The organism is Sphingopyxis sp. (genome assembly GCF_035998965.1).
Classification (GTDB): Bacteria; Pseudomonadota; Alphaproteobacteria; order Sphingomonadales; family Sphingomonadaceae; genus Sphingopyxis.
Genome location: NZ_DASYHE010000016.1, coordinates 1 through 11,145, shown reverse-complemented (window position 1 = coordinate 11,145; position 11,145 = coordinate 1). Strand labels below are relative to the sequence as shown.

Genomic DNA, 11,145 nt, shown 5'->3' with positions numbered 1-11,145 from the left:
GCGTCGAGCGCATGTTCGGCAAACTCAAACAGCAACGACGCATCGCCACCCGCTATGACAAGACCATCCTCTCGTTCGAAAGCTTCCTCAACCTCGCCGCCTCGCGCCTATGGTTGAAGTCTTTTGTCAACACGGCCTAGGCGAGGTAGCAGCTCACGCCTAGCCTTGACTCTCTTATTGTGCATTCATAACTGCACCCCATGGCCATCCTACCCATCATAGAGACCCCCGACCCCCGGCTGCGCGTGATTTCGAAGCCCGTCGAGACCTTCGATGCCGAGCTGAAGCAGCTTGTCGCCGATATGTTCGAGACGATGTACGACGCACCCGGCATCGGGCTGGCGGCGATTCAGGTTGGGGTGCCCAAGCGCATCCTGGTGATCGACCTGCAGGAACCCGATCCCGAGGATGAAGAGGGCAAAAAGGTGATCCGCGACCCGCGCGTGTTCATCAACCCCGTCTTTTCCGACGAGAGCGAGGAGCATAGCGTCTATTCGGAAGGCTGCCTGTCGGTCCCCGAACAATATGCCGAGGTGACGCGCCCCGCCGAGGTCACCGTCGACTGGCAGGACGAAGACGGCAAGCATCATCAGGAACGCATGACCGGGCTGATGGCGACGTGCATCCAGCACGAGCACGACCATCTGGAAGGCATCCTCTTCATCGACCATCTGTCGCGGCTGAAGCGCGAAATGGTGCTGAAGAAGCTGATGAAGATGCGGAAGGCGGCTTAGCTTCTCCCCTCTCTGCAAGGGAGGGGCCGGGGGTGGGTATCGCGCCCGCAGGGCGCGAGCTCTTGCTTCTGATATATTTCGACGGCGCAGATTTTCATGCGGCGCAGACGCGCCGCGTACCCACCCGTAGCCCCTCCCTAAAAGGGAGGGGAAGAAGTTACCCCGCCTTCGCCACCGCAACCATCGCAGGGCGCAGCAGCCGGTCTTTCATCATATACCCCGCCTGCATTTCCTGCACGATCGTGCCGGGTTCAGCCTCGCTGCTTGGGATTTCCAGCATCGCCTGATGCTGGTTGGGGTCGAGCGGCAGGCCGATGGCGGCGATGCGGGTGATGCCGTTGCGTTCGAACACGCCGAGCAATTCGCGCTCGGTCGCCTCAAGCCCCGTGATCAGCGGCTTGATCGCATCCGACGCGCGCTGTTCGTCGCTGAGCGCGGCGAGCGCGCGGCCGAGGTTGTCGGCGACCGATAAAATGTCGCGCGCAAATTTGGTCGCGGCATAGGCGTGCGCGTCGGCGACTTCCTTCTCGCCGCGGCGGCGGACATTTTGCGTTTCGGCGCGCGCATAGAGCAGATCCTGCTGCAAGCCGGCGATCTGTTCGTGCAACTGGGCCACCTCGTCATTCTCGGGCTGCTCGGTCGCAACTGCTTCGGGGGCGTCGGTTGCGGTTGGGGTTTCCGGGGTCGCGCTGTCATCGACCGGGGTGTCATTTTCTTGTGTCGTCATAAACCTATCGTATCAGTCTGGAGAGCGATTGTGCGGTGAAATCCACCATGGGAACGATGCGGGCATAGTTCAAGCGGGTGGGGCCGATAACCCCGACCACGCCGACCACGCGCCCGTCCGATCCGCGATAGGGCGCCGCTATCACGGAAGAGCCCGAAAGCGAGAATAATTTATTCTCCGACCCGATGAAAATCCGGGTCGCGCTGCCGTCGCGGGCGCTGTCGAGCAGCTGCGCAATGTCCTGCTTGGTTTCGAGTTCGTCGAGCAATTGGCGGACGCGGTCGAGGTCGCCGACCGCGCTGTCGTCGAGCAGATTGGCCTGACCGCGCACGATCAGCACCGGGCGGTCGGCGCCGTCGGACGACCAGATCGCGAGCCCGCGGCTGACCAGATCCTGCGCGGCGCGGTCGATCGCGATGCGCTCGGCCTCGATCTCGTGGCGCACCCGCGCCATCGCCTCGGTCAGCGTCAGGCCCGCGAGCATCGCGCTGATATAATTGCCCGCCTCGACCAGCGCCGACGGGTCGAGTCCGGGCGGGGTGTCGATGACGCGGTTCTCGACCGCGCCGTCGCCCGCGACGAGCACGACGAGCGCCTGCGCGTCGGACAGCGGCACAAAGGCGACCTGTTTCAGGATACGCTCATGCTTGGGGACGAGCACCAGCCCGGCGCACGCCGACAGGCCGGACAGCGCCGATGTCGCCTGCGCCAGCGCGCTTTCGATCGGGCCGGGGTCCGAGAGCGAGGCCTCGATCTGCGCGCGGTCCTCGGCGCTCGGTTCGGCAACCTGCATCATCCCGTCGACGAACAGGCGCAGCCCTTGCTCGGTCGGCAGGCGCCCGGCGCTGGTGTGCGGGCTGGCGAGCAGGCCATATTCCTCCAGATCCTGCATGACGTTGCGGATCGACGCGGGGGACAGGTTGAGCGCGGCGAGCTTCGATAAGGTGCGTGACCCGACCGGCTGCCCGGTTTCCAGATAGGCGTCGACGACCAGCCGGAACACGTCGCGGGCGCGCGTGGTGAGTTCGGTGATCGGCGCGGTGGTCATGGGGGGGATTTAGGGACGCGGGGGCGTGGGGGCAAGCATGCGCCTACAACGTCATTGCGAGCGAAGCGAAGCAATCCCCAGCCATCGGGGTAGGATGACGTCGATGGCTGGAGATTGCTTCGTCGCTGCGCTCCTCGCAATGACGGGTGGCGGAGATGAGCCAACCCCGCTAAGCGCGCGGCACACAATCACAGGAGAATCCCCCATGCGCCCATCCGGCCGCGCCCCCGATCAGATGCGCCCCATCGCGATCGAAACCGCCTTCACCATCCATGCCGAGGGCAGCGTGCTCGTCAGCTTCGGCAACACCAAGGTGCTGGTGACCGCCAGCGTCGATGAAAAGGTGCCGCCGTTCCTGCGCGGCAAGGGGCAGGGGTGGGTCACCGCCGAATATGGCATGCTGCCCCGCGCGACGCACACCCGCGGCAGCCGCGAAGCGGCAAAGGGCAAACAGTCGGGCCGGACGCAGGAAATTCAACGGCTGATCGGGCGCAGCTTGCGCGCCGTTGTTGACATGAAAAAGCTTGGCGAGCGCCAGATCGTCATCGATTGCGACGTGATCCAGGCCGATGGCGGCACGCGTACCGCGTCGATTTCGGGCGCATGGGTCGCGCTGCGGATCGCGATCGACAAGCTGCTCGAAGCCAAGACGATCGCCGAGGATCCGATCGTCGACAAGGTCGGTGCGATCTCCTGCGGCATCTACAACGGCACCCCGGTGCTCGACCTCGACTATGACGAGGATTCGGTTGCGGAGGCCGACGGCAATTTCGTGCTGACCGGCCGCGGCCAGATCGTCGAAGTGCAGGCCAGCGCCGAGGGCGCGACATATGATGAAGAAGGGTTGCTGCGTCTGCTGCGCTTGGCGCGGATCGGCTGCGGCGAAATTTTCGCGGCGCAGGACAAGGCGACGGGGCGGTAAACCTTCCTCTCCCGGCGGGAGAGGAAGCGAGACTTGCCAGCTTGCTGGCTAGTCGCAGCAGGTGAGGGGATGTGGCGCCGAAGCAGCACAAACCATCGACGGGTCTTGCCCGCAAATTGCGGCGCAGTGAAACCGATGCCGAGAAAAAGCTCTGGCGAGTGCTGCGCGCCCGCCAGTTCCTTGGCCTCAAATTTCGCCGCCAATCGCCGGTGGCGGGGTTTGTAGCCGACTTTCTCTGCGAGGAATTGCGGATCATCGTCGAAGCCGATGGCGGTCAGCACGCGGAAAGCCCGAGTGATGAACGTCGCACTGCCTTGTTGCAGGCAGCCGGTTATCACGTCATCCGATACTGGAACAATGACATCATGGGCAATCTGGAGGGCGTGTTGGAGGATTTGCGCGGACGATTGGTCGCCATCGCGGACGTTGGAACCCCTCACCCAACCCTCTCCCAAGGGGAGAGGGCTTTATGACCCGCAAACTCACCCCCGGCAAACTCGTCATCGCCAGTCACAACGCGGGCAAGGTTCGCGAGATTTGGGCGCTGCTCGAACCCTTTGGGATCGAACCGGTGTCGGCGGGCGACTTGAGCTTGCCCGAGCCCGAGGAAACCGGGACGACGTTTCGCGACAACGCGCTGTTGAAGGCCCATGCGAGCGCGTCGGCGGCGGGGCTGCCCGCGCTGGCCGATGACAGCGGGCTGGAGGCTGCCGCGCTGGGCGGCCGGCCCGGCGTGTACACCGCCGATTGGGCAGAACGGCAGCCGTTCGAGGGACCGCCTGGCCGCGACTGGTATATGGCGATGGGCAAGGTCGAAGGCTTGCTCGCCGAGCAGGGGCCGGACGTCGACCGCAGCGCCTGCTTCGTCTGCACCCTCGCGCTCGCTTGGCCCGACGGCCATGCCGAAGTGTTCGAGGGGCGCGCGCAAGGCAGCCTGACCTGGCCGCCGCGCGGGCTGCTCGGGTTCGGTTATGATCCGGTGTTTGTTCCTGTAGGCAAGTCGCTGACGTACGCGGAAATCGACCCGGCGGAAAAACATGCGATCAGCCACCGCGCCGACGCGTTTGCGAAGCTGGTGGCTGGTGTTTTCTGAAACTGTCGCCCCCGCGAAGGCGGGGGCCGCTGGAGGTCTTGCCCTTCGTCGCCGTTTAAACCGATAGCGGCCCCCGCCTGCGCAGGGGCGACGTGCTATCTAATCTAGTTGAGCTTATACCCTCGCATATGGCCGAGCCGCTCGCCCTTTATGTCCATTGGCCGTTTTGCGTGTCGAAATGCCCTTATTGCGACTTCAACAGCCATGTCCGCGAGAGCGTCGATCAGGCGGGGTGGCGCGATGCCCTGCTTGCCGATTTGCGGCATGAGGCGGCGTTGCTGCCGGGTCGCACGGTCGGCTCGATCTTTTTCGGCGGCGGCACGCCCAGCCTGATGCCCCCCGCCACCGTCGCGGCGGTGATCGCGGCGGCGGAGGCCGAATGGGGGCTGGCGGATGATTGCGAGATCACGCTGGAAGCCAACCCCAACTCGGTCGAGGTCGCCAATTTCGCCGATTTGGCCGCCGCCGGGGTGAACCGCGTGTCGATTGGCGTTCAAAGCTTCGATACCGACGCGCTGAAATTCCTGGGCCGCGCGCACAGCGAGGATGAGGCGCGGCGCGCGATTGCGACGGCGCAGCAGCATTTTGCACGGGTCAGTTTCGATCTGATCTATGCGCGGCCCGGCCAGACGATGGCAGCGTGGGAGAGCGAGCTCGCGGGGGCGCTGGCGTTCGGCACCGACCATCTTTCGCTTTACCAGCTGACGATCGAATCTGGCACACGCTTTGCGACGCTCGCGGCGAAGGGCGACCTCGCCATTCCGGATGGCGATGCCGCCGCCGACCTGTTCGATATGACGCAGGCGATGACACGCGCCGCGGGCCTGCCGCGCTACGAGGTTTCGAACCATGCGCGCGTCGGGCAGGAAAGCCGCCACAACCTCGCCTACTGGCGCTATGCCGATTATGCCGGGGTCGGCCCGGGTGCGCATGGGCGGCGGCTGGGACAGGCGACCGAGCGACACAAGAAACCCGAGAATTTCATCGCGGCGGTGGACCGGAACGGCCACGGACTGAAGGTTGAAGCCGACCTGCCCGCGCATGAGCGCGCGACCGAGGCGATGCTCATGGGGCTGCGGCTGACCGAAGGCGTCGATCTGGCGCGGATCGAGGGACGAAGCGGGCTGGGGCGCGAGGCGTTTGTCGATGCCGATGCGGTGGCGCGGCTGGCCGGGCAGGGGTTGATGCGGCAAGACGGCGACCGGCTGGTGGTGACCGACGACGGGATATTGCTGCTCGACAGCATCCTTTCGGAAGTGGTGCGGACCAGCTAAACCCCCCAAACCCGTTCGTGTCGAGCGAAGTCGAGACACCCCTCGACCTTGCACCACGCCGATGGACATCTCGACTTCGCTCGATGCGAACGGAATTTGGGAAAACGGTTTGCCGCAGCAGTTGATCCGCGATTGGGACGCCCATCTGGCGCATGAAAAGCGCCGGTCGGAGCATACCCGCCGCGCTTATATCGCAACCGCGGAACGGTTCTGCGCCTTCCTGTCGCAGCATCGCGGCGGCGCCGTCGATCGCTCAATGCTCACCAAACTGACCCCCAGCGACTTGCGCGCCTATCTCGCCGACCGCCGTGCCGAGGGGCTGGGCAATGCGTCTGCCGCGCGCGAGCTATCGGCCTTGCGCGGCTTCCTGCGCTTCGTCGGCGGGTCGGGCGCCAGCGTCCCGCCGCTGCGCGGGCCGCGGGTCAAGAAAGGACTGCCGCGCCCCGTTTCGCCCGCCGAGGCGCTCGCGCTGGCGCAGGATGTCGAGGATAATGCGCGGCAGGGCTGGACCGGCGCGCGCGATTTTGCGTTGCTCCTGCTGCTGTACGGTGCGGGGCTGCGCATTGGTGAGGCTTTGGGACTGACCGGCGCGGCGCTGCCGCTCGGCGAGACGCTGCGCGTCACCGGCAAGCGGAACAAGACGCGCGTCGTGCCGATCCTGCCCGCGGTGGCAGGTGCAGTAACACGCTATGTGGAAGCTTGCCCCTATTCGATAGCGAAGGACGCGCCGCTGTTCCTCGGCGCGCGCGGCGGGCCTCTGGCGCCCGGGGTCGTGCGCGCCAGCGTGCGGACGGCGCGGCGCGCGCTGGGGCTGTCCGAACGCACGACGCCTCATGCGCTGCGCCACAGTTTCGCGACACATCTGCTGGCGGGCGGCGCCGATTTGCGCAGTTTGCAGGAATTGCTCGGTCACGCGAGCCTGGCCTCGACGCAGGTTTATACCGCGGTCGATGCTGCGCACCTGCTTGATATCTATCGCAGCGCGCACCCGCGGGCTTAGGGGGCGTTTCTCCTTCCGTTCGTCTCGAGCGAAGTCGAGAGACGCTTGGTTTTGCATGCCTTCGCGTGTCTCGACTTCGCTCGACACGAACGGGGGCAGGGGAGGCTCTATTTCTCGCCGAGGCCCGAAGGCTTCCACGTAACCACGCGATAAAGATACAGCAGCACCAGCGAGCCAATCGCGACCAGTGCCACCGGACCCACAAACGCATCCAGATTGGCGAACTGGCCGCCGAACCAATTGCCCGCGCCGGCCAGCGCGCTGATCCAGATCGTCGATCCTGCCGCGGTCCAGGCCAGGAATTTCGCCTGGTTCATCTTCACCATCCCCGCGGGCAGCGACACCATCGTGCGCGCGACGGGCATGAAGCGCGCGACGAAAACGATGCCGGGGCCATATTTCAGGAACCAGTTGTGCAGCTTTTCGACCTCCGCCCAGTCGAGCGTCAGCCAGCGGCCATGGCGGTCGATGAAGGGCTTCAGCCGCTCATAGCCGATCCAGCGCCCAATGCCATACCACACCCAATTGCCCGCAGTGGTCCCTGCGACGGCGACCGCGACGAGCATCCAGAAGTCAAAATGGCCCTTGGCGACGGCGATGCCGCCGAGGCCCATGATGACTTCGGACGGAATCGGCGGAAACACATTTTCGAGGAACATGAGGATAAAAATCCCCACATAGCCCCAGCTCTGGATCAGGTTCAGGATGAAATCGGTCATGGCGGGGGTAACGCGCGGGCCGCGTCAACCGATCCGCCGGACGATCGCGTCCCAGATCATGCCCGCCGTATCGCTGTTGTTGAACCGGTCGATCGCGACGATGCCCGTGGGCGAAGTAACGTTAATCTCGGTCAGCCATTCGCCGCCGATCACGTCGATGCCGACAAAGACCAAGCCGCGCTCGCGCAGCTGCGGGCCGAGGACGGCGCAGATTTCCTGTTCGCGCGGGGTCAGCGTTGCGGCTTCGGCATAGCCCCCGACCGCCAGGTTCGAGCGGAATTCGCCTTCACCGGGCTTGCGGTTGATCGCGCCCGCAACCTCGCCGTCGATCAGCACGATGCGTTTGTCGCCTTGGCTGACGCTGGGCAGGAACTGCTGGACCATGAAGGGTTCGGGCCAGACCTGTCCGAACAGTTCGACCAATGCACCAAGGTTGCTGCCGTCGGCGTCGATACGGAAAACCGCCTTGCCGCCATTGCCGTGCAGCGGCTTGATCACCACCGCGCCATGGCGCGCCTGAAAATCCTTCACCGCGTCGAGATCGCGGGTGACCATCGTCGGCGGCATATATTCGGGGAAGTCGAGCACGAAGACTTTTTCGGGCGCGTTGCGCACCGAGACGGGGTCGTTGACCACCAGCGTCTCACTGGCGATCCGTTCGAGCAGCCAGGTGCCGGTGAGATATCCCAGATCGAAGGGAGGATCCTGCCGCATCAGCACGACATCGACATCGCGGCCAAGATCGAGGGTGACTTCGTCACCGAAGCGGTAATGATCGCCGGCCTCGCGCTTCACGTCAATCACGCGATGTGCTTTCGTCGTCAGCCGCCCGGCCTCCCACGTCAGCCCGCGCACGTCATAATGATAGAGGGTGTAGCCGCGTTCGAGCGCCTTCAGCATCAGGTGGAAGCTGCTGTCGCCCCCGATGTTGATATTATCCATCGGGTCCATTTGCACGGCTGCGCGCAGGGTCATTCGATATTCCTCAGGGTTGCCAGACGTGGACCAAATGGCGTGGCAGGCGCCCCGGTGCAAGGAGCATCACGTCGATGCGGATATCATCTTGCGGCCGGGCAAAGCGGGGGCTGAGCATTTCCGCCGCCGCCGCGACACGGCGCAGGCGATATTGGTCGATCGCAAGGTCGAGATCTTCGGGCCGCTCGCGCCACTTCACCTCGACGAAGGCGACGATGCGACCGCGACGCGCCACAAGGTCGACTTCGCCCGCCGCGACGCGCAGCCGCTCGCCCAGGATGCGCCAGCCGTGGAGGCGCAGCCACCAGGCGGCGCGGCGCTCGGCCTTGCGCCCGCGTGCCTCGGCGGCGGCGCGCTTCAACCGGCGTCCTTGAGCGTCAGCGCGCGGGCATAGATGTCGTGGCGATCGAGCCCGAAGCGCTTGGCGACGGCTTTCGCGGCTTGTGCAACGGGCTTGTCGGCCATCGCCGCGCGCAGCGCGGTGTCGAGTGTCGCATCATCAGCTTGCTCGGGCACCGCTTCGCCCGGCGGGCCGACGACGACGACGATCTCGCCCTTGGGCGGCGAGTCGGCGTAGCGGGCGGCGAGTTCGGTCAGGGTGCCGGTAACGCATTCCTCGAACATCTTGCTGATTTCGCGCGCCACCGCCGCTTCGCGATTACCCAGTCCCTCGGCCATTGCGGCGAGCGCCGAGGCGAGGCGCGGGCCGCTTTCGTAAAACACCAGCGTCGCGCGCAATCCCGCAAACTCGGCCAGCGTGTCGGCGCGCGCCTTGGACTTCGACGGCAGGAACCCGGCAAACAGGAATCGGTCGCTGGGCAATCCCGACAGCGTGATCGCGGCGATGGCAGCGCAGGGGCCGGGCAGGGTGCTGACATTCCGCCCGGCCGCGCGCGCATCGCGGACCAGCTTGTACCCCGGATCCGAAATCAGCGGGGTGCCGGCATCGGACACCAGAATGACAACTTCGTCTGCCATCCTGGAAACCAGCGCGGCGCGGGTGCGCTCGTCGCTGTGGTCGTGATAGGGGATCATCGGCACGCGTAATCCAAGATGGGAAAGCAGCTTCGCCGTGACGCGGGTATCCTCCGCGGCAATCACATCGGCGCGCGCCAGCATCGCCCCGGCGCGCGCGGTGATGTCGCCGAGGTTGCCGATGGGGGTCGCGACGATATAGAGACCGGGCAAGGGAGAATTTGAGATGGTCGAATCTGGCATGTCGCCGAAAATGGCAGAAACTGCTGTCGAGCGCCAAGCATATGCGTCGCCGTGGCGGCAAATGCTGCGCGGACTCGGTGTGGTCGCGATGGCGGGACTGCTCGCCGCGTGTCAGGTCGTACCCAAGACCGCTGGTCCGGCCGTTACGGCGCCCCCCGAGACCCCGACCGACAATGTCGGTCCCGGCCTGCCGACCGACACCGATCGCCACCGCGTCGCGCTGCTGGTGCCGCAGACCGGCCCCAACGCCGACGTCGGCACCGCAATCGCGAACGCAACGACGCTCGCGCTGCTCGATTCGCGCACCGAACGCGTCCGCATCACCACCTATGACACCGCGCTCGGCGCGGCGGCGGCGGCGCGGCAGGCGGTCGCCGACGGCAACCGGCTGATCCTCGGCCCACTGCTCAGCGAAGATGTCGCCGCGGTGGCGCCGATCGCGCGCGACGCCAAGGTGCCGGTACTCAGCTTTTCGAACGACAGCAGCGTCGCGGGCAACGGCGTCTTCATTATGGGCTTTGTGCCCGGCCAGTCGGTCGAGCGCGTCGTCGCCTTTGCGCGCGGCAAGGGGCATCAGCGGTTCGGCGCGCTGGTGCCGAAGAATGTCTATGGCGACCGTTCGGCCGCCGCCTTTCGTTCGGCGGTCAGCGCCGCGGGCGGCACGCTGGTCGCGGTCGAAAGCTATGACCGCAGCGCGACAGCGCTGACTGGCGCGGCGCGGCGCATCGCCAATGCGGGCGCGATCGACGCAGTGCTGATCGCCGACAGCGGCGGCAATGCGATCCGTGCGGTTCCGGTGATCAAGGGCGCCGGACAGCGCCAGATCCTGGGCACTGAACTGTGGAACACCGATGCGTCGCTCGGCACCAGCGCGGTGATGCGCGGCGCTTGGTTCGCCAGCGTGTCCGACGGCCTCTATGGCCAGCTCGCGGGCAAATATCGCACGCGCTTTGGCAAGGCGCCATACCGGCTTGCCAGTCTGGGCTATGACTCGGTGCTGCTGACGGTGCGCATCGCGCGCGACTGGAAACCCGGCACCAGCTTCCCGGTGAACCAGCTGCTCGCAGCCGACGGATTTGGCGGCATCGATGGTATCTTCCGTTTCAACAACCGCGGTATTGCCCAGCGCGCGCTGGAGGTCAGCGAGATCGGCGCGGGTGGTTTCCGCGTCGTCGATCCGGCACCGACCAAATGGTGATCGGCGTGGCCTGACCGCCACAGTCGGTCGAAAAGCGTCACCTTGATGCGAAGCGCGGCCTTTACTCCGCGCGCGCGTTCACTATATGAGCATGGTGTGCGTATATCGCGCTGATTCCGCACGCCACCCGTCCACGATCAGGAGATACAGCTATACCACCGCCCACGACCCGCCGCCCGATGGAGCGCACGCCGCCCAAGAATGGCCCGCGATACAATGAATTCATCGCCTCTCCGA

At 65.6% G+C, this 11,145-nt stretch carries 13 protein-coding genes and 1 pseudogene; 8 read left to right on the top strand and 6 right to left on the bottom strand.

Annotation, left to right across the window (positions count from 1 at the left end):
- Both VGN68_RS20570 and def read left to right on the top strand, forming a co-directional pair.
- A pseudogene (locus VGN68_RS20570) lies at positions 1–140 on the top strand (IS5/IS1182 family transposase); the annotation flags it as partial.
- Between the two features lie 60 nt (positions 141–200).
- Positions 201–734 (top strand): peptide deformylase, encoded by a 534-nt coding sequence (gene def / locus VGN68_RS02370; RefSeq protein ID WP_327473564.1) that lies wholly within the window; start codon positions 201–203, stop codon positions 732–734.
- 157 nt (positions 735–891) lie between these two features.
- On the opposite strand, the gene grpE is transcribed toward def, so the two are convergent.
- Positions 892–1,461, bottom strand: a complete 570-nt coding sequence (gene grpE, locus VGN68_RS02365; RefSeq protein ID WP_327473562.1) for a nucleotide exchange factor GrpE — start codon at positions 1,459–1,461, stop codon at positions 892–894.
- Positions 1,462–1,465: 4 nt separating this feature from the next.
- Complete coding sequence (gene hrcA, locus VGN68_RS02360; RefSeq protein WP_310088913.1) at positions 1,466–2,509, bottom strand: heat-inducible transcriptional repressor HrcA; 1,044 nt, start codon at positions 2,507–2,509, stop codon at positions 1,466–1,468.
- A gap of 205 nt (positions 2,510–2,714) precedes the next feature.
- Here hrcA and rph point away from each other — a divergent pair, with 205 nt between their 5' ends.
- The 5 genes from rph to VGN68_RS02335 all read left to right on the top strand — a co-directional run bounded on the left by rph (position 2,715) and on the right by VGN68_RS02335 (position 6,798).
- Positions 2,715–3,431 carry a ribonuclease PH gene (rph, locus tag VGN68_RS02355; protein ID WP_327473558.1) on the top strand — a complete coding sequence of 239 codons (717 nt, stop codon included), beginning with the start codon at positions 2,715–2,717 and terminating at the stop codon, positions 3,429–3,431.
- Between the two features lie 71 nt (positions 3,432–3,502).
- Positions 3,503–3,904, top strand: coding sequence for an endonuclease domain-containing protein (locus tag VGN68_RS02350; protein WP_327473556.1), 402 nt, complete (start codon positions 3,503–3,505; stop codon positions 3,902–3,904).
- Complete coding sequence (gene rdgB, locus VGN68_RS02345; RefSeq protein WP_327473555.1) at positions 3,901–4,524, top strand: RdgB/HAM1 family non-canonical purine NTP pyrophosphatase; 624 nt, start codon at positions 3,901–3,903, stop codon at positions 4,522–4,524. Before VGN68_RS02350 ends, rdgB begins: the two co-directional genes overlap by 4 nt.
- Before the next feature lie 128 nt (positions 4,525–4,652).
- Entirely contained in the window at positions 4,653–5,798 is a 1,146-nt protein-coding gene (gene hemW, locus VGN68_RS02340) for a radical SAM family heme chaperone HemW (RefSeq protein WP_327473553.1), read from the top strand.
- A 61-nt stretch (positions 5,799–5,859) separates the two neighbouring features.
- Entirely contained in the window at positions 5,860–6,798 is a 939-nt protein-coding gene (locus VGN68_RS02335) for a tyrosine recombinase XerC (RefSeq protein WP_327473551.1), read from the top strand.
- A 107-nt stretch (positions 6,799–6,905) separates the two neighbouring features.
- Here VGN68_RS02335 and VGN68_RS02330 read toward each other — a convergent pair whose 3' ends face one another.
- From VGN68_RS02330 to rsmI, 4 genes are read right to left on the bottom strand one after another with little or no spacing between them, the layout of a single operon-like run.
- Positions 6,906–7,517, bottom strand: coding sequence for a DedA family protein (locus tag VGN68_RS02330; RefSeq protein ID WP_327473549.1), 612 nt, complete (start codon positions 7,515–7,517; stop codon positions 6,906–6,908).
- Between the two features lie 24 nt (positions 7,518–7,541).
- Positions 7,542–8,492, bottom strand: a complete 951-nt coding sequence (gshB, locus tag VGN68_RS02325; RefSeq protein WP_327473547.1) for a glutathione synthase — start codon at positions 8,490–8,492, stop codon at positions 7,542–7,544.
- Between the two features lie 10 nt (positions 8,493–8,502).
- A complete protein-coding gene (locus VGN68_RS02320; RefSeq protein ID WP_327473545.1) occupies positions 8,503–8,853 on the bottom strand; it encodes a YraN family protein in 351 nt (116 codons plus the stop codon).
- Positions 8,850–9,710, bottom strand: a complete 861-nt coding sequence (rsmI, locus tag VGN68_RS02315; RefSeq protein ID WP_327473543.1) for a 16S rRNA (cytidine(1402)-2'-O)-methyltransferase — start codon at positions 9,708–9,710, stop codon at positions 8,850–8,852. Before rsmI ends, VGN68_RS02320 begins: the two co-directional genes overlap by 4 nt.
- Positions 9,711–9,720: 10 nt before the next feature.
- Between rsmI and VGN68_RS02310 the strand changes: the two genes are divergently transcribed.
- Positions 9,721–10,908 carry a penicillin-binding protein activator gene (locus tag VGN68_RS02310; protein WP_327473541.1) on the top strand — a complete coding sequence of 396 codons (1,188 nt, stop codon included), beginning with the start codon at positions 9,721–9,723 and terminating at the stop codon, positions 10,906–10,908.
- The last annotated feature ends 237 nt before the right edge of the window (positions 10,909–11,145 follow it).